This window comes from Oribacterium parvum ACB1, assembly GCF_000238055.2.
Taxonomy (GTDB): Bacteria; Bacillota; Clostridia; order Lachnospirales; family Lachnospiraceae; genus Oribacterium; species Oribacterium parvum.
This window is the reverse complement of record NZ_KE148312.1, coordinates 282,101-306,865: the sequence shown is the minus strand read 5'-3', so window position 1 is coordinate 306,865 and position 24,765 is coordinate 282,101. Positions and strand designations below refer to the sequence as shown.

Annotated in this window: 28 protein-coding genes and 1 pseudogene; 11 read left to right on the top strand and 18 right to left on the bottom strand. The window is 42.0% G+C overall.

Annotation, left to right across the window (positions count from 1 at the left end):
- Positions 1-8 precede the first annotated feature (8 nt).
- The 4 genes from HMPREF9625_RS01495 to HMPREF9625_RS01480 form a co-directional block, all read right to left on the bottom strand.
- Positions 9-404 (bottom strand): hypothetical protein, encoded by a 396-nt coding sequence (locus tag HMPREF9625_RS01495; protein WP_009535045.1) that lies wholly within the window; start codon positions 402-404, stop codon positions 9-11.
- Between the two features lie 29 nt (positions 405-433).
- Positions 434-1,066 carry a class I SAM-dependent methyltransferase gene (locus HMPREF9625_RS01490; RefSeq protein ID WP_009535046.1) on the bottom strand — a complete coding sequence of 211 codons (633 nt, stop codon included), beginning with the start codon at positions 1,064-1,066 and terminating at the stop codon, positions 434-436.
- A gap of 147 nt (positions 1,067-1,213) precedes the next feature.
- Positions 1,214-1,891, bottom strand: a complete 678-nt coding sequence (locus HMPREF9625_RS01485; RefSeq protein WP_009535047.1) for an alpha/beta hydrolase — start codon at positions 1,889-1,891, stop codon at positions 1,214-1,216.
- A gap of 83 nt (positions 1,892-1,974) precedes the next feature.
- Entirely contained in the window at positions 1,975-2,511 is a 537-nt protein-coding gene (locus HMPREF9625_RS01480; protein ID WP_009535048.1) for a 3'-5' exonuclease, read from the bottom strand.
- 151 nt (positions 2,512-2,662) lie between these two features.
- Here HMPREF9625_RS01480 and HMPREF9625_RS01475 point away from each other — a divergent pair, with 151 nt between their 5' ends.
- Together HMPREF9625_RS01475 and HMPREF9625_RS01470 are read left to right on the top strand one after the other, a co-directional pair.
- Positions 2,663-2,941 (top strand): type II toxin-antitoxin system RelB/DinJ family antitoxin, encoded by a 279-nt coding sequence (locus tag HMPREF9625_RS01475; protein WP_009535049.1) that lies wholly within the window; start codon positions 2,663-2,665, stop codon positions 2,939-2,941.
- Between the two features lie 6 nt (positions 2,942-2,947).
- On the top strand, positions 2,948-3,367 hold the full coding sequence (locus HMPREF9625_RS01470; RefSeq protein ID WP_009535050.1) for a PIN domain-containing protein: 420 nt from the start codon (positions 2,948-2,950) through the stop codon (positions 3,365-3,367).
- Positions 3,368-3,377: 10 nt separating this feature from the next.
- Here HMPREF9625_RS01470 and HMPREF9625_RS01465 read toward each other — a convergent pair whose 3' ends face one another.
- On the bottom strand, positions 3,378-4,874 hold the full coding sequence (locus HMPREF9625_RS01465) for a carboxypeptidase M32 (RefSeq protein ID WP_009535051.1): 1,497 nt from the start codon (positions 4,872-4,874) through the stop codon (positions 3,378-3,380).
- A gap of 248 nt (positions 4,875-5,122) precedes the next feature.
- On the opposite strand from HMPREF9625_RS01465, the gene HMPREF9625_RS01460 reads away from it, so the two are divergent.
- Complete coding sequence (locus HMPREF9625_RS01460) at positions 5,123-6,352, top strand: ATP-binding protein (protein WP_009535052.1); 1,230 nt, start codon at positions 5,123-5,125, stop codon at positions 6,350-6,352.
- 190 nt (positions 6,353-6,542) lie between these two features.
- On the opposite strand, the gene HMPREF9625_RS01455 is transcribed toward HMPREF9625_RS01460, so the two are convergent.
- Entirely contained in the window at positions 6,543-7,715 is a 1,173-nt protein-coding gene (locus tag HMPREF9625_RS01455; RefSeq protein ID WP_009535053.1) for an NAD(P)-dependent malic enzyme, read from the bottom strand.
- Positions 7,716-7,876: 161 nt separating this feature from the next.
- Positions 7,877-9,241 carry a class II fumarate hydratase gene (gene fumC / locus HMPREF9625_RS01450; protein WP_009535054.1) on the bottom strand — a complete coding sequence of 455 codons (1,365 nt, stop codon included), beginning with the start codon at positions 9,239-9,241 and terminating at the stop codon, positions 7,877-7,879.
- A gap of 258 nt (positions 9,242-9,499) precedes the next feature.
- Between fumC and HMPREF9625_RS01445 the strand changes: the two genes are divergently transcribed.
- Positions 9,500-10,063: a TetR/AcrR family transcriptional regulator gene (locus tag HMPREF9625_RS01445; RefSeq protein ID WP_009535055.1), complete on the top strand. Its 564-nt coding sequence runs from the start codon at positions 9,500-9,502 to the stop codon at positions 10,061-10,063.
- 92 nt (positions 10,064-10,155) lie between these two features.
- Positions 10,156-10,917, top strand: a pseudogene (locus tag HMPREF9625_RS01440) (EFR1 family ferrodoxin).
- 36 nt (positions 10,918-10,953) lie between these two features.
- On the opposite strand, the gene HMPREF9625_RS01435 reads toward HMPREF9625_RS01440, so the two are convergent.
- Complete coding sequence (locus tag HMPREF9625_RS01435) at positions 10,954-11,730, bottom strand: EFR1 family ferrodoxin (RefSeq protein ID WP_009535058.1); 777 nt, start codon at positions 11,728-11,730, stop codon at positions 10,954-10,956.
- 373 nt (positions 11,731-12,103) lie between these two features.
- Between HMPREF9625_RS01435 and HMPREF9625_RS01430 the strand changes: the two genes are divergently transcribed.
- The 4 genes from HMPREF9625_RS01430 to HMPREF9625_RS11615 all read left to right on the top strand — a co-directional run bounded on the left by HMPREF9625_RS01430 (position 12,104) and on the right by HMPREF9625_RS11615 (position 15,139).
- The gene (locus HMPREF9625_RS01430; protein ID WP_009535059.1) at positions 12,104-12,619 is read left to right on the top strand and encodes a hypothetical protein; all 516 of its coding nucleotides are present in this window, start codon (positions 12,104-12,106) and stop codon (positions 12,617-12,619) included.
- An 8-nt stretch (positions 12,620-12,627) separates the two neighbouring features.
- A complete protein-coding gene (locus HMPREF9625_RS01425; RefSeq protein ID WP_009535060.1) occupies positions 12,628-12,831 on the top strand; it encodes a helix-turn-helix transcriptional regulator in 204 nt (67 codons plus the stop codon).
- 383 nt (positions 12,832-13,214) lie between these two features.
- Entirely contained in the window at positions 13,215-14,855 is a 1,641-nt protein-coding gene (locus HMPREF9625_RS01420) for a DUF438 domain-containing protein (protein ID WP_009535061.1), read from the top strand.
- Positions 14,852-15,139 (top strand): DUF4491 family protein, encoded by a 288-nt coding sequence (locus HMPREF9625_RS11615; protein WP_009537886.1) that lies wholly within the window; start codon positions 14,852-14,854, stop codon positions 15,137-15,139. The genes HMPREF9625_RS01420 and HMPREF9625_RS11615 overlap by 4 nt, the downstream gene beginning before the upstream one ends.
- Positions 15,140-15,226: 87 nt before the next feature.
- On the opposite strand, the gene HMPREF9625_RS01410 is transcribed toward HMPREF9625_RS11615, so the two are convergent.
- From HMPREF9625_RS01410 to HMPREF9625_RS11260, 3 genes are all read right to left on the bottom strand, one after another.
- Positions 15,227-16,606, bottom strand: a complete 1,380-nt coding sequence (locus HMPREF9625_RS01410; RefSeq protein WP_009535062.1) for a Sapep family Mn(2+)-dependent dipeptidase — start codon at positions 16,604-16,606, stop codon at positions 15,227-15,229.
- A gap of 170 nt (positions 16,607-16,776) precedes the next feature.
- A complete protein-coding gene (locus tag HMPREF9625_RS01405) occupies positions 16,777-17,160 on the bottom strand; it encodes a hypothetical protein (protein ID WP_009535063.1) in 384 nt (127 codons plus the stop codon).
- 18 nt (positions 17,161-17,178) lie between these two features.
- Positions 17,179-17,361, bottom strand: a complete 183-nt coding sequence (locus tag HMPREF9625_RS11260; protein WP_009537887.1) for a hypothetical protein — start codon at positions 17,359-17,361, stop codon at positions 17,179-17,181.
- A 166-nt stretch (positions 17,362-17,527) separates the two neighbouring features.
- Here HMPREF9625_RS11260 and HMPREF9625_RS01400 point away from each other — a divergent pair, with 166 nt between their 5' ends.
- Positions 17,528-17,800 (top strand): type II toxin-antitoxin system Phd/YefM family antitoxin, encoded by a 273-nt coding sequence (locus HMPREF9625_RS01400; RefSeq protein ID WP_009535064.1) that lies wholly within the window; start codon positions 17,528-17,530, stop codon positions 17,798-17,800.
- Positions 17,781-18,098 (top strand): type II toxin-antitoxin system RelE/ParE family toxin, encoded by a 318-nt coding sequence (locus HMPREF9625_RS01395; protein ID WP_009535065.1) that lies wholly within the window; start codon positions 17,781-17,783, stop codon positions 18,096-18,098. The genes HMPREF9625_RS01400 and HMPREF9625_RS01395 overlap by 20 nt, the downstream gene beginning before the upstream one ends.
- A 75-nt stretch (positions 18,099-18,173) precedes the next feature.
- Here HMPREF9625_RS01395 and HMPREF9625_RS01390 read toward each other — a convergent pair whose 3' ends face one another.
- From HMPREF9625_RS01390 to HMPREF9625_RS01360, 7 genes are all read right to left on the bottom strand, one after another.
- The gene (locus tag HMPREF9625_RS01390; RefSeq protein WP_242822660.1) at positions 18,174-18,992 is read right to left on the bottom strand and encodes a hypothetical protein; all 819 of its coding nucleotides are present in this window, start codon (positions 18,990-18,992) and stop codon (positions 18,174-18,176) included.
- A 70-nt stretch (positions 18,993-19,062) separates the two neighbouring features.
- Complete coding sequence (locus HMPREF9625_RS01385) at positions 19,063-19,650, bottom strand: SMI1/KNR4 family protein (protein ID WP_009535067.1); 588 nt, start codon at positions 19,648-19,650, stop codon at positions 19,063-19,065.
- Between the two features lie 269 nt (positions 19,651-19,919).
- On the bottom strand, positions 19,920-20,102 hold the full coding sequence (locus tag HMPREF9625_RS01380) for a hypothetical protein (protein ID WP_009537882.1): 183 nt from the start codon (positions 20,100-20,102) through the stop codon (positions 19,920-19,922).
- 126 nt (positions 20,103-20,228) lie between these two features.
- The gene (locus tag HMPREF9625_RS01375; protein ID WP_009535068.1) at positions 20,229-21,086 is read right to left on the bottom strand and encodes an ADP-ribosylglycohydrolase family protein; all 858 of its coding nucleotides are present in this window, start codon (positions 21,084-21,086) and stop codon (positions 20,229-20,231) included.
- Positions 21,087-21,089: 3 nt separating this feature from the next.
- The gene (locus tag HMPREF9625_RS01370; RefSeq protein WP_009535069.1) at positions 21,090-21,353 is read right to left on the bottom strand and encodes a hypothetical protein; all 264 of its coding nucleotides are present in this window, start codon (positions 21,351-21,353) and stop codon (positions 21,090-21,092) included.
- A 17-nt stretch (positions 21,354-21,370) separates the two neighbouring features.
- Complete coding sequence (locus tag HMPREF9625_RS01365) at positions 21,371-22,690, bottom strand: 5-methylcytosine restriction system specificity protein McrC (RefSeq protein WP_009535070.1); 1,320 nt, start codon at positions 22,688-22,690, stop codon at positions 21,371-21,373.
- Positions 22,665-24,761, bottom strand: coding sequence for an McrB family protein (locus HMPREF9625_RS01360; RefSeq protein WP_009535071.1), 2,097 nt, complete (start codon positions 24,759-24,761; stop codon positions 22,665-22,667). Before HMPREF9625_RS01360 ends, HMPREF9625_RS01365 begins: the two co-directional genes overlap by 26 nt.
- Between the last annotated feature and the right edge of the window lie 4 nt (positions 24,762-24,765).

Genomic DNA, 24,765 nt, shown 5'->3' with positions numbered 1-24,765 from the left:
TCCCATACTTATATCCCTAATTTTCCTAACCACTCCTCAATATCTTCCACGGAGGTATTCGCAGAAAGCATCAGTGTGTCCTCATTATTTTCATCACATAAGATTAATTCCTGTTCTTGATCAAAAAACAGGCTTAGCCATACAATAAAGCTTGCATAATCCCTCATTCTATTTTCGGAATTAAAATACTCTATGGCAAAGGTGGATCTTTTTCTGTCCATTCGTAAGGTAAACTGATAGGACTCCGAGTAATTTTCCCAACAAACATCATAGGAAAATGACGCAGTCCTACTCAGCTCTATTCCTGTCCCCGGGTACTTCTTTTCTATTTCCCTACTAAATTTTCCTAAATCAAAATCATCATTTTCCGCTTTGTTTACATGTATAAAACTTGTTACAGACATTTCTACTTTACCTCAAGGCCAATGGTTTCTTATAAGACAAAATTTTCTCCTGCTAATATCAGTATGCCGGAGCAGAATGTCCTCTTCTCAAAAATCAGATTCGGAAATTCTGTTCTTAGTTCATCCGCAACGCAATAGATTTCATCATTATCCCACTCATCCGCATATTCTTTTTTGCATTGATCCAATGCCTTGCGATTTGAAAAAGCGACATCTCCAATTAGAATCTTTCCGCCATCTTTAAGATGTGCAAGCAAATCTTTTAGCAAAACAACCTTTTGTGCATCCGCTAAGTGATGAATAGAATACGTCGCAATAATAAAATCAAAGGACTCTTGCTTCAGTTTTTCCGCTAAGCCCTTTGAAAAATCTCCCTGATAGAGATGTGCACCCGGCATCTTTTCATACGCGAGCTCTATCATTCTTGAGGAAAAATCCTGTCCGTAAATAGTGCATCCGTTTTTATATAGCTTTGTGGTTAATGTGCCTGTTCCGAATCCAAGGTCCAAAACTACTGCATCCGACTTTTCCATTATGATTTTATAAATATCCCCCAGAATCTTTTTGTACCCAGCAAAGGGATAACGATTCTCTTCTTCCGAGAGCCCGACTGATTTGTCATAATCATCCGCCCATAAATCAAAACCTTTACTATTTAACATTTTTCCTCTGCTCCTCCTACTTTTCTATTTATACTCCTGCTTTTACCGCCTTTACCCTACCGGACAAGATGCATCTCTCGCTCAAAATACTCGGTTTATTTCGCGTGATAAAGCAACCGGACTTCCCATAATCCCTTGCATCCATATTTATTGCAAAAGCTCCAAAATCCCTTTTGCACAGCGGAGATTTACATCTTGAAAATGATTGCCCGGATTTACCTCATAAGTCGTCTCTATTCCCATAGATTTAAAATATTTTAGCAAGTCTTCGGTGTTTTCCTGCATGGTTTGTAAAATGGGATGTCTTGTTTTAGACTCTTTATCTCCAATAGACAAATAAAGCTTTTCCGGCAGAATTTTCATCGCATTTTCTTTGCAAAATTCCTTGATTCCCGGAAACCACAGAGAGCCCGACATGCTGGCCACACGGGTAAAGACATCCGTCTTATACAGGGCATACAAGGCAAATAATCCCGCCAGAGAATAGCCGGCTATGCCTATAAAACTCGCCTTTCCGTGAATTCTTTCCGTAGCCCAAGGTAAAATAGCGGACAGTAGGCTTTCCAAATATGCATCCGCGCCTCCGGAAAAATCCTCTCCGTCTTTCGAGAGCGCCGCAGCCGGCCAGGGAGACATCTCCCTCTGCCAGTCATGAATGGCAATGGATAGAAAATTACACTCCGCTGCATTCTGTTTCCGAAGCTCCTGATACACCGCCTCCCCCTCATCGGAAAAGCTGTGAAAAACAATCAGCGGACAGTCCGCTTTCTCCGCCTGAAATAAGCTTAGTTTATGATTACACAAGGTAAAATCTTCTCTATGCATACGCTATTCTTGCCTCCTCCGATAGAGCTTCTTTAATGATAATGTCTTTCATAATATCTTCCCTGCAAAATTTCTAATATTCTTTATTTCTTAAACGAGCAAGTCCGTATAAAGTCCTTTACCTCTGCCCCGGCTTCCAGATAACGAAGCAAAATCTCCGCACAGGCATGACTGTCGCTGTCTGCCTGATGGTGATTGAGAGAAATTCCGAAATGCTCGCAGACCATATTTAACTTATGGCTCCTGTCGGGAAAGAGGCTTCTGCCCATTTTCACCGTGCAAAGATAGCGGGCATAGGGCTTCCAGTCAATGCCATAATCCAAAAGACAGTTTTTCAACACATTCATATCAAAAGAAGCATTGTGGGCTACCAGCATTCCATCGGAAAAAAGCGGTTCAATCTGCTGCCATAATTCCGGAAAGGTGGGAGCATCCTTGACACTGGCCTTACTGATTCCGGTAAGCTTTACATTGAAATAATCAAAGTCCGTTTCCGGATTCACAAGGGAATAAAATTCCTTGCTGATTTTTCCTTCTTCCACCACGGTAATGCCAACGGCACTCATACGGTTGTTCTTTCGGTTCGGTGTCTCCACATCAAAAACAATAAAGCGTGCCACAAAAATCTCCTTTACTCATCTTTCGTTAAAAAATCAAATCGTAATTATTTGTAATCATTAGTAATCGTATAATTGTTTTTCCGGTTTCTGTCTGCTATACTAATACCACAAGAAGATGTTTAGTATAAATTCTACGAATGGAGGCGAAAATATGGCAAGTACACTGGTTCAATTCAGAACAGAAGACACAGAAAAGCTAAAATCCATACAAATCTTAGAAAAACTGGGACTTTCTCTTCCTGCCTATCTTAGGATGTGTATGTCTAGGTTAAATCAGGAAAACGGTATACCGTTTAGCATGACCCTTGACAAAAAGTATTCCCCCGGAATTTATGCTTTGGAGAAAGCCAGCAAAATTGCGGAAGAATATGGTATTTCCGATATGTCCTTAGATGAAATCAACGCAGAAATTGCAGAAGCACGGAAATAGTATCTTATGAAATATTTTGCTGTCATTGATACCAATGTACTCATATCTGCAATGCTCAAGCATCAATCCGTTCCCGGCAACATTCTCGACATGGTATTTTCCGGTATCATTACACCCGTTTTAAATTACAATATCGAGTCAGAATACCGGGATGTATTATCTCGCCCCAAATTCCATCTTCCAAAAGACTTGATTGATGATATTATACAGACTTTTCGTCTGTATGGTCTCTATATAGATGCGGAACCGCTATCCGTGAGTCTTCCCGATCCGAAAGATTTAGTTTTTTATGAGGTGGTAATGGAACAACGAAAAATGGAAGAAGCTTGGCTTGTCACTGGTAATATAAAGCATTTTCCTGAAAAAGTTTATGTAGTTACCCCTCGTCAGATGTTGAACATCATCTTAGAAAACACCGAACTTTAAATTTCCTCCCCTACAACTGATACAGCTTCGTGTACTTCTCCTCAATGTAATCCAAGAAATACTTTACATTAAACTCTTCCCCGGTCACCATTTTCATCAGCTCCGGTGCCTCATAGCGGAAACCGTAGGTATGGATATGCTCCTTCAGCCAGTTCATGATTTCATCAAAATGATTTTCTTCCAAAAGGCTGTCCACATCCAGGTCCTTCCGCATAGCCTGCATGAATTGTGCTGCAAAGGCTGTTCCTAAAGCATAGGTGGGAAAGTAGCCGAAGCTTCCGTCGGACCAGTGCACATCCTGTAAGATGCCCACTTTATCATTTGGCACATCCACGCCCAAATACTCCTTGTACTTTGCATTCCAGGTCTTATCCAGTCCCTCTGTAGAAATGCTTCCGTTAAATAAGCCCTTCTCAATTTCATAACGAATCAGGACATGCAATGGATAGGTCAATTCATCCGCTTCCGTACGGATAAAGGAAGGCTTGGAACGGTTAACAGCCTGATAAAACTCTTCTAAAGACACCTCTCCCAGTTGCTTTGGAAAATACTTTTGCAGCTTAGGATAATGATATTTCCAAAAGGCCATGGTTCTTCCCAGATAATTTTCGCAAAGGCGTGACTGGGACTCATGCATACCGGAAGACACTCCCTCGGATAAAATCATTCCGTCATACTTCGGGTTGATATTATGCTCATAGTAGGCATGCCCTACCTCATGCACTGTAGACAAAATGGCAGAAATCACATTGTTCTCGAGATACTTCGTAGTGGTACGGCAGTCATTTTCACAGGTCCAGGAAGTAAAAGGATGCTCGGACTCATTTTGATAACCCCAGGAGGAATCAAAATGCAAGTACTCTAAAAGCCCTTCCATAAACTTCTTTTGCTCTTCCACAGGGAAGCTCTGCGTAAGAAAATCCTCCCGAAGCTGCTTAACCTTTGTGACCTTCTGAATGAACGGCACCAGTCTTTCCTTTAAAGCGGCAAAGAAGGCATCATACTTTTCCTCGTCCATCCCCGGCTCAAAGTCATCCAGCATCTGATTGTAAATGGACAGGTTGCTGTTCCGATAGCCATAAAGCTTCTTCTGGCTCTCAATTACCTTTTTCAGATAAGGGGCAAAGAGAGAATAATCCGCCTTGGACTTTGCTAAAATCCAGGCATCAAAGGACTCATCACAAAGCTTTTTAAAAGCTACAAACTCCTCCTTAGGAATGCAAAGGGTATCCAGAGCCTGCTTATAGTAGAGCTGAATGGCCCGCTTATTTTCCGCGTCCACCTCAGGATCCTCCTGCAAATCCTTTAGTAGTGCCACAATTTCCGGATCGGTTTCCAGACTGAAAAGTTCTCCTGCTAAAAAGGCGGAACGCGCGTCTCTATAGCTTGCCCCTGCCTCCGGCGCCACCGTCTGCTTATCAATGCCAATGATATTTAAGGCCATTTGATAGGCAGAACATTTGAACAGCCAGTCCTGATACTTCTTTAATTTTTCTTCGGTAGTCATATATTTTTTTCCTTTCTATCTGCTCTACCTGATATGACATATACCAGTGCAGAGAGCACCATATATTCAGCATTTTCATAATACATTTAATAATAACACATACAGATGTAGAAAAGTCATACTATTATGATACTAGATGTTTAACGTTGGTGATTTTTCATTTTTTTCAAAATCGCCAACGTTAAACTTGATATTTTATGACAATTTTGTTAGTATAGGCTAAACAAACTTAAAAAAGGAAAGACAATATGAATTGGTATCCTCGTGAAAACTACCTTAAAAAGATTCGTGATTTTTACCATGAAACCGATATCATTAAAGTAATTACCGGTGTCCGAAGATGTGGTAAATCCTGTATCATGGAGACAATTGCCAGCGAATTAAAAGAATCCGGAATTCCAACTGACCGACTCTATTTCTTTGACCTAGACAGTAAAGCCTATCACAAAATTCTAAAGGCGGAGCAGCTAGAAGCGTTATTGGAATCAATCCCTCCGGTCTCCGAAACAAAATACCTTTTTATTGATGAAATCCAAAATGTTAAGGGCTTTGAAATAATTCTTAATAGTTTACGTAGGACAAATGAATGGTCAATCTTTATCACAGGATCAAACTCGTATCTCCTAAGTGGAGAGTTAATGACAAAGCTTACCGGAAGATACATTGAATTTGAAATGTTTCCTCTTTCTTTCGAGGAGTATGAAGGCATCAAAGAATTCTATGGTAAAGCGATTGCTTCCGACCGACAAGAAGAATTACAAAATTACATCCTTGAAGGCGGATTTCCCAGAACTATACAAATGGATAGTATTTCTGCAAAAAGGCGATATGTTCAAAGCGTTATCGATGAAATCTTTGAAAAAGACATTAGAAGAAGGCTGAAAATCCGTAACAAGAATACATTCGAAACAGTCCAAAAATATATTATCAATAATTTTGGTGCAACAACCAGCCTAAAAAGTTTGAAAAAAGCCATTGAGCAGAGTGGAACAGCTATCAGTGAGGCCACAATTGCAAGATACATTAAAGCCTTGTTGGACTCGAAAATTCTTTGCGAATGCCCAAGGTTTGATATGAAGTCCAAAAAGTCCTTAAGCGGAGAAAAAAAATACTATCTGGCAGACACTGCTTTTTATTTTGCACAGAATACCGATAATAGAATTAACTTCGGTCCTGTTCTCGAAAATATCACCTATATATACGCAAGATCTCACGACTACTCTGTTAGCGTTGGACGAGTTGGAAAACTGGAATGCGATTTCATCTTAAGAAATGATGAAATGCGATATTCCTACATTCAGGTTGCGTATACCATTGCATTATCAAAGGAAACGGAAGACCGTGAGTACAGACCGCTTGAAGCAATTAAAGACAATTATCCAAAATATGTAGTTACTGCTGACTCTATTCTGCAACAACGTAATGGTATTGAACATATTAACCTTGTTGACTTTATGAGAAATGGAAAGGCTTTTTAATTCTATATTATGAAGCATATTTCCAAACGAGAAAACGCATGCTTTACTAGCGATACTTACTATGCATAGCACAAAAACCGGGGAAAATCCCCGGCTTTTGTACTTGCATCATTCATTCGCCCTTATTATTACAAAAAAGTTCTATGTAGCATCTTCATGCAGAACTGCAATGTAATATTTCCATACAGCACTATAGTCTTGCTACACCGCTTTTCTTTGCCGCTTCCGAAACGGCTTTAGCCACGGCATCTTTCACTCTTTCATCAAAGGCCGCCGGCAGAATATACTCCGCATTAAGTTCCTGATCGCTCACCAGTTCCGCTATAGCGTAGGCTGCGGCAACCTTCATTTCATCATTGATATCCTTTGCCCGCACATCAAGGGCTCCTCTAAAGATACCCGGGAAGCATAGTACATTATTGATCTGGTTGGGAAAATCCGACCGTCCTGTAGATACTACTGCAGCACCGGCCTCCTTCGCATCTTCCGGGAAAATTTCCGGAATAGGATTCGCACAGGCAAAAATAATGGGTTTCTCCGCCATGCTCTTCACCATGTCTTTGCTTAGGGTTCCCGGTGCGGAAACACCGATAAAGACATCCGCATTCTTGATAACATCAGAAAGACTTCCCTTTTCCATGGAGAGATTGGTAATCTCTGCCATTTCCATCTTAATGGGATTTAAGTTCTCTCTCCCCTTATAAATGGCACCTTCCCTGTCTGTCATAATCACATGTTTAGCGCCCATGCTTATGAGCAGTTTGATAATGGCGATGCCTGCTGCCCCGGCTCCGGAGGTCACAATCTTCACTTCTTCGATTTTTTTCCCGGTAAGCTTTAAGGCATTAATCAGACCTGCCAAAGTTACTACTGCAGTACCATGCTGGTCATCATGGAAAATCGGAATATCGCAAACTTCCTTTAGCCTCTTTTCAATCTCAAAACATCGGGGTGCAGAAATGTCTTCCAGATTCACTCCCCCAAAGCTTCCGGCGAGGAGACTCACCGTCTTTACAATTTCCTCTACATCCTTCGTTCTTACGCAAAGCGGAATGGCATCCACATCTCCGAATGCCTTAAACAGCACACATTTTCCTTCCATAACCGGCATGCCTGCCTCCGGCCCAATGTCTCCCAAGCCTAGAACCGCAGTTCCGTCCGTTACCACTGCAACCGTATTCCAGCGTCTGGTCAGCTCATAGCTTTTCTCCACATCCTTCTGTATCACTAGGCAGGGTTCAGCCACTCCCGGGGTATAAGCAAGGCTTAGTGCTTCTTTGCTGTCTACCTTGGCTCTCGGTGTAATTTCCAGCTTTCCCTTTAATTCATAATGCAGTTTCAATGATTCCTTCGCATAGTCCATTTTTCTTCCTCCATACTTTATTTCAATTCTATTCTATGTAATTTCTGCCTTTTTACTATTTCTGACTTTTTATTACCTCTGCCAATGAATACTTCTTTCCGGTATTAGTCGCTCCTGATAATGTGCCTGTCTTAACTCATTGTTTCTTATATCATTTCTTCTTATATCATTTTTTCCGGTTGAAACACTTCGTCAAATTTCTCTTCCGTCAAGAAGCCAAGCTGTAGGCAGGCTTCTTTCAAAGAGATATTTTCCTGAAAGGCCTTTTTCGCTGTCTTCGCCGCATTTTCATAGCCAATGTAGGGATTCAAACAGGTTACCAGCATCAGAGAGCGATGAAGATTTTCCTGCATTTTCTCCTTGTTCGCCTTAATCCCCGAAACACAGTTCTGATTAAAGGATAACATGGCATCGGAAAGTAGGCGTACAGACTGCAAAAAATTGTAGATACATACCGGCATATATACATTTAGCTCAAAATTCCCTTGAGAAGCCGCCATGCCCACCGCCACATCATTGGCCATAACCTGAACGGACACCATGGTAAGCGCTTCGCATTGGGTGGGGTTTACCTTTCCCGGCATAATGGAGCTTCCCGGCTCATTTTCCGGAAGGAAAATTTCTCCAAGACCGCATCTTGGGCCGCTGCCCAGCCACCTGATGTCATTGGCTATTTTCATTAAATTCGCTGCCAAGGCTTTCAAGGCGCCGTGGGCAAAAACAAGCTCATCCTTCGCAGTAAGAGAATGAAATTTATTGCTTGCGGTTTTAAAATCCTTCTTCGTAAGTTCAGAAACCGCTTTTGCCACTTCCAAATCGAAGCCTTTAGGGGCATTGAGTCCCGTTCCCACTGCAGTTCCCCCAAGAGCCAGTTCTCGAAGTCCGGGAAGGCTTAATTGCAGCATCTCCTTCGATTTTTCGAGCATCACTTTCCAACCGCTGATTTCCTGAGAAAAACTAATCGGGGTGGCATCCTGTAAGTGAGTCCGGCCGGTTTTCACAATGCCTTCATTTTCCTGCATAAGTCTTTCAAAAGACTGAATGAGGGTATCCAAACTTGGAAAAAGCCTCTCCTCGATTTCCAAGGCTGCTGCGATATGCATGGCGGTTGGGAAGGTATCGTTGGAGCTTTGGGACATATTGGCATGGTCATTGGGATGCAAAAGCTTTTCTCCTGCCACTTCATTTCCCCGATTGGCAATGACTTCGTTCACATTCATGTTGGACTGGGTTCCGCTGCCGGTCTGCCATACCACAAGGGGAAAATGCTCATTGAGCTTCCCCTCCAAAATCTCATCGCATACGCCGGAAATCAAAGTTTTTCGTCTTTCATCCAGTTTGCCAAGGCGATTATTGGCGATTGCCGCCGCCTTTTTTAAAATGGCAAAGGCACGAACAATCTCAGTGGGCATCTTCTCCGTTCCTATTTTAAAATTCTCAAAGCTTCTCTGGGTTTGTGCCCCCCAGTATTTCTCCACCGGAACCTGCACTTCCCCCATGGAATCGTGTTCTGTTCTATAGTCCATTTCTTTTCCTCCATACAGCATTTACAACAGGAAAATTACTTCGGATAGATTTTATCAAAAAAATGGCTGAGGGAACAGGCTGGATTCTATCTTGTCCCACATTTTCCTCTGCCAGTTATCTTATATTTTTTATACTTTCAGGGGAAAATATGTCTCTATCGCTAAGTTTTATCCTATAAATTTTTCCATCTTTACATCATTTAGATTGAGTGCTATAATCTAAACAGTGTATAGATTGAAACAAAAAAGGAGTGTGCTTTGAAATCCGATACATACCATCATGGGAATTTAAAAGAAGAACTAGTGGAAAAAGGCTTGGCCTATATCAATCGATATGGTCTGGAAGCTCTTTCCATGCGTAAACTGGCAGATTCTACAGGCGTCAGTCCTGCCGCGCCCTATGCCCATTTTAAAAATAAGGAGGCTTTTCTGTCCGAAGTTCGTAATTATGTGAATCATCGATTTTATTCGACATTGGTGAAAGCCACGGAAGATTGTTCCAACCCTTCAAGAATTCTTTTCAATTTGGGAAAAAGTTACGTCCTCTTTTTTTATGAAAATCCTCTATATTACCGGTTCTTGTTTTCTATAGAAGATATAGATATAGAGAATTATCCGCCATTTGTATTATTCAAAAATATCGCAGAAAAAGCATGGAAAGAAAAATCCGAGAATTGGGATAGTACTTCTCTTCATGCAAAAGTTATTGCGCTCTGGTCCTTGGTGCATGGTCTGTCTTCCATCGTGACCATGAAAGGGGCTGTAGACATGGATCATCTTGAAGCGGAAGTAGAGCAGATTCTTGACTCCATTACTGTATAAGGGAGAAAGCAGAATTGATTTCCAACTCCATTCATGTATAGGGAACAAAGTGAAACAGATTTTCGGCTCAAGCAATAATATGAGGAGTATAAATGGTAGGGGTATTTTTAAGTGGTACGGGAAATACAAAGCACTGCATCCAAAAATTTCTTACTGCACTGGATTCCGATGCGAAATGTGTTCCCATTGAGGATAAAGAATCTATAGATGCCATCCGAAAAAATGATGAGATTATTCTTGCTTATCCGACACAATTTTCCAATGTGCCATTTATGGTAAGAGATTTTGTCATTCGGCATAAGGATGTCTGAAAAGGGAAAAAGATATTTTTAATAACCACTATGGGAGCATTTTCCGGTGATGGAACAGGGTGTCTTGCCAGAGTTTTAAAAAAATATGGTGCAATTATCCTTGGCGGTTTGCAGATTCGTATGCCGGATGCGGTTTGTGACAGTAAATTACTGAAAAAGTCTTTAGAAGAAAACCGAAGAATCATCCATGAAGCGGATAGAAAAATCGAAAAGGCAACAAACACGATTAAACAAACCGGAAAATATCCCCGGGAAGGCTTAAGCTTTCCGGCTCATCTCGCAGGATTATTCGGACAAAGATTATGGTTTTATAATAAAACCACCGGGTATAGTAAAAAACTCAAAATCAGTGATGACTGCATTGGATGCGGATTATGTGCCTCCATCTGCCCCATGGGAAATCTACGCATACAAAACGGCAAAGCCGTCAATCTGGAAAAATGCACCATGTGTTATCGTTGCATAAGTTCCTGTCCCCAAAAAGCCATTACACTTTTAGGAAAAGAAGTCATCGAACAGTGCCGGTATGAGAAATATGTTTAGGATGCAAAAAAGTTTATTCAAAGCACAAAGAAGAGCTTACATGCTCTTCTCTCCTACGTATTTTTGATAAGTATATTGTCCATGGGCGTTGGTCGCCTTGCCGTTCCCATAATATATGGCATGTTTCGGGCAACGGTGAAGACAGCCCAGACACATGGTGCAGTCCTCCTTCACCCAAACCGGCTTTTTGTTCTGCATTTCAATAGCCTGAACCGGGCATTTCTTAGCGCAAAGTGTGCAGCCGATGCAGGCATCGGACACAGAAAGATTCTTGGTCTTTCGCATCTTACCGTCATAAAGCTTTTTCGCCATCCTTCCTACAAATTCGGGCACCGTGAAATCCATCTCTTTTCCTTTTTTCTTTTCGGAAAGTAATACCTTAAGCTCATTGATTTCCTCTTCCGCCTGCTTTAAGCTAGTTTTAACCTTTTCCGCATTGGATAAGTCAAAAATCACAGTCCAAGTATCCGGCATACGAATATCGAATTTCGCATCCAAGGCTAAACCTTTTTCTTTTAAAAGACTATCCGCAATCGAAGAGGCTGCCCCCGTTGTCGTCCCGAAGGTCCCCACATAAAAGCTGTAGGGCTTTGTTTCATACCGAAGCTTCAACTTTTCCAAGAACGCATAAACAATACCGGGCAACCCCCAAGCATAGGTGGGACTTAAAATTCCAAACCTTCCGTCCTTAACCGTATACTCATAGCTTTCTGCCTTGCAGGCTTCCTCAATGGATATCATTTCTTCCTGCGGCTCTTTAATTTTCTCTGCTACATGCTTGGTATTTCCGGTAGCTGAAAAATAAAATAACATCTTCCTTACTCCTCACTTTGTTTCTTTATTAATGCCCTATGTTCTTCACTTTTAAGCAAACGGTCGATATGCGCTATCAGAATACCGTCTTTAACTGTAAAGATTCCTTTTTTGAGTCCATATCTATGCTTCCCTTCTGTTCATTTGTTTAAACAGTTTCATTGTAGCAGAACTTTTGAAGAATAGATGATCGGTAAAGAAAATCGAGACGGATACTTCTGAAGAAAGTTTCCTATCTAATGTCTTTTTGTAAAATATACTTGACATTCTAAAACGAAGGTGTATATTTGTTATGTAAAGTATTTACGACATTTTGTAACACGTGTTGCCTCCTCCAAAAAGTGAGAATGCAAGAAAAGGAAAGGAGTTTTCAATGAATTATTTCAACTTAGGAATCGCTGTAGGTGTTTTTGCAGGTTCCTTCTTAGTTCTTTTTCGTAACAGATTGAGTAAGGAACAACAGGATTGTTATGATGAAAGGCAGGTAATCGTCCGCGGGAAGGGCTATCAATATGCTTTTTTTACCACCATGGGACTCCTCATGCTTTACGCCGCCTTTGCCGATAAGTTGGAGAAGTATTTGGACGCAGGAATTATCCCCCTTGCCATCCTCCTCTTCTCTGGACTGATTCTGATGGGGTACTGCCTTTTCCATGATGCCTTCTGGGGGCTTAGCAGTAAAAAAAATAAAACCATTGGTGTTACTGTATGGGCTATGTTCAGCGTACTGAATGTCCTAAACACCGTAGAGAATATCTCTCCCGATAAAATGTGGGTTGCAGGAAGGCTCAGCAGCCGTTTTATGGTTCCTCTCCTTCTCAGTATCTTTTTTGCCATTGCCCTGATTCTCATGCTCATGAAGAATCGAATGAAGAATGATGAAGAGTGAGGTGGAAAATGAAAAATCTACGTTTAAAATCCGCCCGGGCGGGAAAAGATCTGTCTCAGCAGGAGCTTGCAGATCTGGTAGGTGTCAGCAGGCAAACCATCAATGCCATAGAAAAAGGGGACTATAACCCTACCATCCGCCTCTGCCTTGCCATTTGTCATGTACTGGGGAAAACATTGGATGAATTATTTTGGGAAGAAGAGGATAATTAGCTGTAGAAAAAAAGGAGCTATAAAAAATCAAAATATTTTCCTACTCATTATTTTTTAAATCAGTTAGCCTTGTCTACCTACGCGGTATAATTCTGTTTTTAAGAATTAGAAATAAAATCTTCATTATGTAGTACATTAATATTTTTTATTCTCTCTTTCAGCTAAGTTCTGTGAAGATATTTTTCCATAAGCTATAGCTATGGCTTTAGAGAAAATCTATGAAAATCTCTTTAGAATTTGATATGGAATTTTTATTATTTTTCTTTCTTCTTTTTTGCTATGATGTTATAAGTTAGAATCTTCTAACTAACTATGCGATATTATTTTTTCCTTTCTGATCTTATCGGATCAGCAGATAGGAATATTCCCTGAAGGAGTAAGCTATGAGAGAGAATTTTCAAAATATTGATGCTAAGAAATTAGAAATTGTCCATGAAATTAAATCCGCCTATGATGAGGGAAAGATATCTTTGGAAGAAGCCAGAAAATCCCTTAAAGATAGAGTACAACACCTGGCTCCCTATGAAATTGCCATTATCGAGCAGGAAATGGTGGTAGAAAGCGAAGACGAGTGCATTAAGGAAGATATCCAAGCTATGCTGGAGGTCTTCCAGGATGTTTTGGTCACAAAGGATCAAGAGCTTCCGGAAAATCATCCCATCTCCTGCTATCGTAGGGAAAATGCCAAAATGAAGGAATTGCTCCTTTCCGTGGAGGATTTGGTGCAGTATCCCCTTATTAAAAACCAATGGCTGGAACTTTATGAAGAATTGTTGAAATTCAAGATTCATTTGTCCAGAAAGCAAAACCAATTATACCCGGTTTTGGAGAAGAAAGGCTTTACCCGTCCTACCACCACCATGTGGACTTTGGATGACTTTATCCGGGATGAGATTGCAGAGTGCTACAATCTTCTCTTAGAGGATAAGGAAGAGGAATTTATCGGAAAGCAGGCTGAGCTTGTGGCGGATGTGCGGGATTTGATGGACAAGGAAGAAAATATCCTCTACCCTACCTCCTTGGAAATGATCAACGAAGAAGAGTTCCGTTATATGGCTGAGGGAGACCAGGAAATCGGTTTTGCCTATATTAGCGTGCAGGCAGATAAGTCCGGCAATTCAGCTTCGGCTTCCTCTTCTGCCTCAGCTTCTACAGCCGGTGCTCCCCTCTCCGGTCTTTCCTCTGCTCCCGGCTTTGCAGAAGAGCTTGCCGGTCTATTAGGAAAGTATGGCTTTAATAATAAGGAAGAGAAGCTGAATGTTAGCACCGGTCAACTTACCTTGGAGCAGATTAATCTGATTTATCAGCATATGCCTGTGGATCTTTCCTATGTAGATGAAAATGAACTGGTTTGCTTCTACACCGACACCAAGCACAGAGTTTTCCCCAGAAGTAAAAATGTCATCGGAAGAGATGTGAAAAACTGTCATCCAAAGGCTTCGGTACATATCGTTGAGGAAATCATTAAGAAGTTCCGTTCCGGAGAACAGGATAAGGCGGAGTTTTGGATTAACAAGCCGGACCTCTTTATTTACATCATCTACTATGCGGTTCGGGATGAAAACGGAAAGTTTCGTGGTGTGCTGGAAATGATGCAGGATTGCACCCATATCCGTTCCTTACAGGGCTCTCAAACTCTTTTGACATGGGAGCAGCAGGAAAAGGGAGAAAGCAAGGAGACTTCTGAAGACGAAGACAAGAGGGAAGGCTCAGAGACTTCTGAAGATGTAGGCAATAAAGAAAGCGCAGGGTCTTTGGGAAACGAAGGAAATAGAGAAAGCACAGGGTCTTTGACAGCCGGCAAGCTGACGGAAATCACCGAAGATACCTTATTAAAGGATATTTTGGAAGCGGATCCCAATGTAAAGACTCTCCTTTTCCGATTAAGTGACCGCTTTAAGGCCTTAAACACTCCTCTTGCTCGTATTATGATGCCGAAAGCCACGGTAAAGAATATGAGTGAACGGGCAGAGGTGGATTTGGATACCCTGCTTCGAGAGCTTAGGGAGTATTTTAAACTATGAGCTTTCAAGGTTTACTCTTAGGCTTGGTTTGCTTTCTCTGCATAGGGATATTTCATCCCATAGTGGTGTATGCGGAGTATTACTTTAGTAAAAAAATAGCTTGGCTTTTTTTCTTAATAGGTCTATCCGCCTGTATAGCCAGTCTTTTTCTCCCTTCTCTTTTCCTCTCCGGAAGTTTGGCCATCTTTGGCATCTCCTGCTTTTGGAGTATTCATGAATTATATGAGCAGGAAAAGAGAGTGGAAAAAGGATGGTTCCCGAAAAATCCAAGGAGAAAATTTTAGCCATAAAAATACCGACCTCCCAATCGTTAGATTATTGGTCTAACTTTTGGGGGTCGGTACAATCTGTCCCCTGTTTTTCAAATGCTCTTATTTTTCACATGCTAAATCATAAAGCACATTGGTATAAATTGCACAGGCGAGAAGCATCGTCTCTATTTCAAAGCCCTCGTCCGCCTCATGCTCTGCGCCAACCCATGATGCATATTCTCTTGTCGGGAAAATCGGACCGAAGGCGGCAAAATTCTCAAAGCTGCGCGCATAGGTACCTCCGCCGATACGAAGAGGCGGTGTATAGGTATCTCCGCTAAAGGCACGGTAGTGCTTCAGACAAGTTTTAATGAGTTCACTGTCCGGATTGTTCAGAAGCCACTTGGAATCGTCTACTAAGGTCGTATCGATATGTAAGACTTCCTGAATGATGTCCGCACTTCTTTTTAGCAAATCACTGCCTTCACATTCATTCGGATAACGGTAGTCCAAGGCAAAGTAAACCCGGCCATTTTCAATATTTGCCTTACCCAAGTTAAAGGTCAAGGGGCCCATGTAGGCACCGTCATAATCCACCTTCAGGCCGACACCGTACGGATCCTTGAACAGCTTCACAGCATTTAAACTGAAGGCATCGTTATAGCAGCTTCCGACAAATTCAAACATCTTCACCGCCGCATTCACACCCATGTAAGGGCGAGAAGCATGGAAGGGTTTTCCATCAATATGATAATGCGCGCCCTCCTCATCCTGATGACATTCTCCGCTTAGTCCATTCGCAAGCAGGAACTTTTCAAAATACTCTTTTTCGAGCGGCTTATCCACAATTACATCCGCCTTACCGATTACTACATTAAAAGCTGTGCCGGACTGCATAGACTTTATGCAGGAATCAATTTTCCCTTCAGCGCTAAAGTCCAGAATTCCCTTTTCCGCGTAGATACAGGGGAACTCCGCATCCGGTACGATTCCCATAATAGGATTCTTACGCACCTTCTTATAGTAAAGGATGCCGGCAGAGGTATTTTCCTCATCCGTACCCAAAATCATCTGGATATTGTGCTTTAGCTTATAGCCCTTATCCTTTAATATCTTCATCGCATAATACGCCGCAATGGCAGGGCCCTTGTCATCACAGGTTCCTCTTCCCATGATATAGCCGTCCTTAATTTCTCCTGCCAAGGGATCAAAGTGCCAGCCATCTCCGATGGGAACGATATCCATGTGTCCCAGTATGCCTACCGACTCCTCTAAATTACCGTACTGAATTACACCCGCATAGCCATCGACATTTTCCACCTGAAAGCCGTCTCGCTTACCGATTTCCAAGGCCTTACCCAAGCACTTTGCAATGTTTGGCCCGAATGGAGCCTCCTTCGTTGCCGCATCGTCATCCCGCACGGATTCAATCTTTATAAGTTCTCGCAAGTCAGCAATCATATTGTCCTGATACGCCCGTGCTTCCTCTAAAAACTTCATTGTCTGAAACCTCCTTTGATTCTATGGTTTGGTTCTCTTTGATTCTTTTCTGATTTTATTGGTTTCACTTCTTTAATATCATCTTTGATTCTGTTGCTTAGCTTCTTTGATACTATCTTGATTCTGCTGTTTTCCATTATAACTGAAGGCTGTGAAAAAACACTTCTTTTTTAAAACCCGGAAGGATTTTTACATCTATGAATATTTCCGTCGTTATCTTCGTTTTCTCCGCAAAGTCTTTTTAATTCCTCAAAGCTATAGTCCCGATAGACCTTTCCTCGTTTCAGTAGAGATTCAGCCGTTTCCGGCAGGGCTTTCAACAGAGTTTCCGGCTGAATTTCCTTCGGTAAAGGAATCAATTCTCCATCCGCATCTTCCGCCTGATGTGCCATGAAAATAAACTCTCCCCTTTCCCAGTCCATGGCAAAGCTATTCATCACTTCTGTAGCAGGCACTTGCAAGAGACTTTCCTCCTCAGAAATCATATTTTCATAGAGAAATTCATACAGGGCTTCCTTACCGATTTTGATCACTCTAACGGTGTTTTTCTTCATCCTTTTCCTCCCTCATCTTTATCCAAAGATAGCTTCCCTAATTCTTTTTAAACTCTCTTCATTTTCCAAATACTCATGCAAAAAGGGATACGTAAAGAAGCTCATGGGACGAACCTGCGTAGGACTGGCTACATCCCGAAGCTTGCTTTTTGCCCAACGTTCTACCACTTCCAATCTTTTTGCCCAAGATACCGATAACAAATACTAGCTTGCTCGTAATAAGTTCCCGACGAAGCCAAATACTGTACAAAAAGATAATTTATTGTATCACGACTTGTTCAAAATATAACTATCCCCCTTGTCCTTTCTCCTATTTATGATAAAATAACGATATTATTATGATAGTAAAGCAAAAAGGAGAACCCCTATGATTAATATCCGTCCGGTTTCTGACTTAAGAAACAAATTTCCTGAAATTGAAGATGTTGTTGTTAATTCCAATGCTCCAGTATTTCTCACAAAAAATGGGTATGGAACAATGGTTTTAATGAGTCTTGAACAATATTCCGCCTTGACCGATGATACAGAAAAAAAACTGGATGAAGCAGATGCCCTTGCAGCAAGCTCTACAACTCGACTCTCTAAATCTGAAGTTTTTGGTTCTGCAAGGAGAAGGATTAATGAACAAGCCAAAATATAACTTAAGTTTTCTCCCAATCTTCCAAGAAGATTTATACGAAGTAACATACTACATCACCAATGCTCTCAAAAATCCGGGTGCAGCTCACCGATTGCTTGATGATATTGAATTCGCAATCAGCAAACGACTAGAAATGCCTCTTTCATTTCCAAAGTACCAATCTTCTAAATTAAGAAAGCAAGTTTACTACAGAATCAATGTAAGAAACTTCTCGATTTTCTATGTAGTAATAGGCAATACAATGGAAGTAAGAAGATTATTATATGCAAAGAAAAATATTGATGAATTGCTGAAATAAATTTTGTCTTAGCATTTTTTATATCAACTAGCTGGAGCATTCCGAACTTTCCCTTCGTCCTTTCCTCCCTCATCTTTATCCGAAGATAGCTTCCCTAATTCTTTTTAAACTCTCTTCATTCTCCAAATATTCATGCATAAAGAGATACATAAAGAAGCTCATGGGGCGAACCTGGGTAGGGCTGGCCACATCCCAAAGCTTACTTTTTGCCCAACGTTCTACCACTTCCAATACCTTTTCTTTCTGCCCAAGATACCGATAGCAAATACAAGCTTCCTCGTAATACAGCTCTCCAAGATTCAAGTCCTTGATCCTTTCATAATAGTCCACTGTATCTTTGGGGCTACCCTTCATATAAAGTAAATTAAGAAGCTTCATCTTATCAAAGTCTTTTCCCGTATTTAGTTTAAACTCTGAGATTAAGTCCGTAGCGGTTTTTAACTCTTTTGGAGGTTGATAATCTCTGCTCCTTGATTCCGGAAAAATATCCTTATGAATATACTGCAATAAAATCTCGCAATAATTATAGCGTTGGCATGAGCCCTTAAGGCACTTCTCTTCCTCTGCTTCCATTAGCCTACTTTGCTCTTCATGAAGAGCTTTACTTACTTCCGCTTCCCGTCCGATTTTCTTTGCCGCAAAGCACATGGCCATCATATATTCGTTAGCTACATTAGAATAATACCACTCATCCCAGAAAGGCATTAGAAGGAGAGTATGGCTTACCGCCTCTTCATACTTTCGGTCAAAAAATTCCACTCCGGCCCTTACCGCAAGATTTTGATGGGGAAACTTCTCTTCAAAGGCATCAAGCTTCGGCAAACTTTCATAGGAGCCATTTTTGATTTCCTCACAAATGTCTCGGTACTTCTTCGGTAGTTTTATTGCTTCCATAAGCATCCCTTTCTCGGACAATACCCCCGTTATCAATACTGTTCCCAAAATATTAAAATCCGGATTCCCCTCAGTCTATTGTCTGTAAAATATCATCCACGAACTCCGAAACCCCTGATGCTGCATAAGTCACCTCATCCGGATCATGGATATAGCAAAGAATCTGCCCCTCTCTTCCCTCCTTATCCGGGTCAAAATCCAGCATCAAAAAACAACTGTCACAATACTCTGCAAAAGGAATCCATTGCCTATGAAAAAGATAGGGCTTAATCCTGCTATCCCGCATTTTCTCTATGTCTTCTTCAGTGAAAAAGTCCGGAAACTCTGTCAGAAGAGCGTCTCTGTTCTGAAAATATTGTTTTGTCTTCTCCATCTGCTCCAAACTCATCAGGTTAAATGACATTTCCACGTCATGAATTACTGAAGGTAAGACACTAAGATATTTGCTTCCGTTTTTATAGCTGTAAAGCTCCTTAATGTCTTTCGGTAGCTTGATGTTGAACTTCTTCTCAAAAGACTCTATCTCATTCGGCGAAGCCCCGGGAATCTCTTGATACTCCTCCCAATATCCCTCTTCTATCGGATCGTCCAAGTCCAGTTCCTCAAAATTCTCTACTACGTACTGTTCTATTCTCTTTATCTTCTGAATAAGGTCCATTTCTCCTCCTGCTTTCTTTTGTCATGAAGATTCGACACAAAAACGCTTACCTGCTTAAAACGATAGTAATTATACTATATCTGTCCTAAAGAAACAGGAGTTCAATTGCATTTACCCTTACGATTCCCAAGGAAGCGAAAACTCTAGATCAACTATCTGAAGCTGATTTAAATGCAAAGCTCTCCCCTCTCGTGTCAAGCAACTGACACAAAATTTGTTGTCTATTTTTAGACAGCAAAAAGAGAGTGATTTCTCACTCCCGCTTGCCTCTATTTCCATATGATTTTTTGAACTATACTACCTTCACAGATACCTGACTCAACATACTTTTCCATAAGTTCTCGTGTAAGCTCATTATCTGTTACTACTTCTGTTTCGTTAGAAGATAGTTTTATCTTTTCTTTGGGCTTTACTTCTGCTTCACCATATTTTTCTTTAATAAGTGCGAGCACCTGTTCTTCTAATTTATCTACCCTTGAATTTTTATGTTCTACATTATTACACTTACAGTTTTCTTTGTTTCAAACATAAACATTCTCCTCAGTTTTATTTTCTGCTTTAACAGTAAATATCGATAGTCAACCTCTCGGAATGAACTTCTTCCATCGCCTGAGTACATCCTTCAGTGGCTCGTCCAAATATGAATATGCCTTGTTCTTAATCCAGTCCGGGATGCCGTAAGCCGCCTCCGCTATGCTCCCGGTAATTGTCGCCAGCGTGTCGCTGTCTCCGCCGAGAGATATAGCGTTCCGGATAGCATCCTCAAAGTCAGTGCTTTCCAGGAAGGCAATGATAGCTTGAGGTACGGTATCCTGGCAGGTTTCATTGAAACGATATGTAGGACGGATTTCATCAAGCGTTTTGGAAAGGTCGTACCCGTATTCGCTTTCAATATGCTCCTTGATGCGTTTCTTGCATTCCGCAGGATCATCATTGATAGGCTGCTCGTAGTCGCCGTAATATCCGCCGAAGTAGTATCTGCACATGAAAATTGCATCTGTCGTTGCCATCGCACCCTTGATACCTTCGGGATGGTTATGTGTTACTTCAGCAGACAACCTTGCTCTGTCCCTGCCATTGGACGGCCACATTCCCGTCCGGGCGCAGAAACCGCAATCCATCATCCATGCGCAGGGTGAAACCCGCATGGCCGAGCCGTTTCCAAAGCTGTTATACGGCTCACGGTTATCGGAATTGATCCACATTCCAAATCTGCCACCATATCCCACGTCAGGGTACATCCGACCATATTTCTTCATGGCATCGATGAAAGCATCCTTTTCTCCGCCATTCATAACAGCCTCTGCAACAGCGCAGGTCATGACGGTATCATCTGTGAAAAAGCAGTCGTCACGAAATAAAGGAAAATCCTTTGTTTTAATATTGTGCCATTCGTAGACCGAGCCTACGATGTCACCGACTATTGCTCCAAGCATATATCAAAACCACCTTTCTTGCATTGCTCCGAGAAATTCATCAGTAAGCGGATAATCGGCACTCTCAGGCAAAATGGCGTCAATACCGCAGTATGGACATATAGCTGTCACTTCTTCATCTTCGTCCTGTTCAGGACACCATTCCTCAATCTCAGCTGGAGAGAATATCTTGAGACAATAGAAGCAACCGCATTTACTGTTTTTCTCAAGCACATCTCTATTGAATCTTGCCGCCTCGTGCGCAGCGGTTAAATCATATTTATCCATATTCCTCTCCAATCATATTACCTCGTTGTAAATACCTGTTTGAATTCCTGCTCGTGAGTTTTCATTTTTGTAACAAACCCAGCATAATCCGTTGAATCCACAGGAATTTTTAAGCCATGCTTGGTAATGCTAATATCATCACGCGGCGATACATTTGCTTCATAGGTCGAGCCGCGATTCATCCACAGTTTCATATCATCAGAGCCTTCTGCCTCTGGGTAAAGATAGTATCCCGCCTTGGCGTCAAAACGGAACATATACGCCAACACCTGCAGGTAGTCCCGATTTCCGATGTTATCAAGCGGCTTGTACTTGGCATCTGCGATTATTCTCACTTTATTGTCTCGGCTGATAAAGTCAGGATAGATTAAACCTATGTTACACGCAAAAAGTCGCTGGGCTCCCTTACCGCCTTTGTTCATCGGGTGATAAAAGACATCCTCTATTAGGGAATTGACATACTCCTCCCACAGCCATGCGCCGTCAAACAAAATGCCGTATATCTGCCTTGAACCGGAGCCAATCTGGTGCTTCTGATGTCGAAGAATCAAAAGGCACAGCCTCTGCAATGCGAGATACTCCCGGAAGTATGCGTGGCGCACGGTATTCTTCTTGTTCTCCTCAATGATTTTCTGCCTGTCATAAGGCTCATATCCGGGCGTGGCATCAATAACAAGTTTTACCTCATCCTTTACTTTAACGAGGAGATTTCTACCATAAGGTTTCCTTTTGATAAATTCTATGGTATGCCGTACCAGCTCCATCAGGCTGTTATCATAAGAAAATTCCCTCTGTGAGTATGCGACATTCCCCGTGAACGGTGTATTCTTCTCTATGTGCCTTGCAATATCGATAGCGCCCTTTACATTTCCGTCATTGTAACTATGCCGAATGTATTTTTTGAACAGACCTTTCCGCATGGCTGTTTTCAGATAATACGGAAACAGGAATAGCAGAAAATTGAACAGACGGCTATCCTGATTGGCATCCGACTCCAAATCGACAATATTGGGAAAGTCCATCACTCTGTCGAGAAGGTACTGGAAGAAAAAGTCATCCTCCTCACCTCCGAAACGTGACTCAATAATAAGGCGCTCGTCTCCACAACCGAGAAAGCCCATCACATTTCCAGAACGATAGCTGTCGTTAACGCTCTGGATTATCATTTGATCCCGCGTAATGTCCTCAGCATCCTTAACGATTTCAGGGAAGACAAAGACGCCTTCCCGTTCAAGCTGCTCCAACGTCTTATCCGCAATCTTGCCCGTAAGGGTTCCTATATCAGAAAAAGAGTCTTTCTTCTGCTGCGAGTTATCCTTGATCTTGTGTAGTTTCATTCGCATCACCTTCGGCAGGCTTTGTATAGCCATACGCTTTCGCAAATTTGCTCATAAGCCCTTCCTCATCATACATACCCCGGATGTATTCCTGCAGGAGCGGCTGCAGATAGTCCGTCCAAAGCTGGTCGAAGTCGAGCGTCTTCAACTTGAGGAAGTAGGATGCGCCAATCTGGTAATTCTCGTTTAAGTCCTCTACAGCTGCGATTTCCTTATTGAGTGCAGCCATTCTCCTAATGGCTTCGGCTTCAAGCTCCTCATTTTCAAGAGATGCAAGCATCTCAAGACGCTCGTCGGCACGGAGCTCCACAAAGCGGAACCTTCTGCGCATTGCAAAATCAAAGCTGTCCACAGAGCGGTCTATATCGTTCATGGTGCCGATGATGTAAACATTCTCCGGGATATAGAACTTTTCATCTGGGTCGGAATGCAGATTAGCATATTGCGTAGAAATTTCACCGGCTTTGCCACGATATCCAGGATCGATAGCAAAGAAGAGCTCGCCGAAAATCTTTGAAATCTCACCACGGTTGATCTCGTCAATAATGAAGATGTACTTCTTCAGTTCTTCCTGCTTTGCCTTCGCCTTGGAGGCAGCACTTTTCTTTGCCCTGATCGCCTTATAAATAGCGAAGTCGTAGGAATACGCCTGTGTAGCAAACGACTTTCCGAAGAAGGTCGTAATATCCTTAATCTTGTCGAACTTCTGCCCGGACTCCAGCATCCTCCGTACCTCATCCAAATTGAGGGTAAGACGATTAACAGTAGCATTACCGGGGATGGAGATATTGATATGCTTGTTATCAACGCTGGTAATCGTAAACTCATTGCCGTTAATCGTTTTAAAGCTATCCACGCCGAGCTCGATACCGGAGAAAAACTCCGTCATGGACTCCTGCACAGAGAGTTCCTTTTCTATCGTTTCCTTCGACTTCTGGGAATCCTCGTAGTTCTTTCTTGCACGGGCAACGAATTTCTTGAAGATGCCATCCTGCAGTTCAAAGCCCATAGTCCCATCGTCATTTACCTTCGGTCTCAAGCCTTCGATAAAATCAGAGTAGTCATAACTCGGATGGAACTGCACAAACTCCACCTGTTTCTTCTGCTCATCTGTGAGCAGTGTATAATCGTCGAAATAACCGTTGCTGATAATATCAGTGGCGATTTCTTTTGCAAGGTATGATTTTCCAGTACCCGGCGCGCCTCTGAAAATCAGATTTTTCGATGCTATCAGCATGGAAGAGAACGGATTCCGATAACCCTTGAACTGCTGAACGAGTTCTTCCTGTGCGGCTGCTTCTGTCTCCGCAACCTCGGTTTCTTTCTCATCTTTCTCGCGGTAGGTCAGAATAAACTGATCCCCAGGCTTTCCAAATCGCTTCAAACATTCCTGAGCGAAAATAATCGTAGAGAAGATATTCCAGCAATAGATAACGAACTGTCTGCCGTTGTCATAGCCATATGTCAGGTACTCTATGGTGTTACGGTGCTTCTTAAATTCCTCCACGCTGGAGAATATCCCGCGGATCATATCGCTATCCGGATTGTATTTGCAGATAGGAAAGCTCTCCTTATCCTCAACCGACATACCGGATATCTGCTTTTCAAAAATCTGGAAAGCGATTCGGGGCATGGTTTGATTCGAGTTTCTCCTTTCGCCTTTGCTATAAGAACGCTTAACCATTTCCCCGTTCGCCTTTTTGAAATACACATCAAGAGGCTTATAATTGTCGCCAAGGCTCAAGTTGTCCATTGTAAAGCGCTCATCAGTGGATTCCACACTCTCGGCAGTTACAGACAGTTCAAATTTCTCCTGCTGCTTTGTCTCTATTGTAAATTCTTGTCCTTCAAGGTAGCTCTTTGCCTCCACGGCGCTAAAGCCCTCTGTGGAAATATCCGTACCGTTTGCTATATGGTCAGCCACGTCCACCACATACTTCAGCGGGTACCGCTTTCCGTCCTCGGTCACAATTTCATACTTCGTGCTCTGGTTATGAAAAGGCACGCCGTTCTCATCGATATACTTTAAGGCGTCGATGATGTCCTGTTTTTTGATTTTTGGAATAGCCATGCTG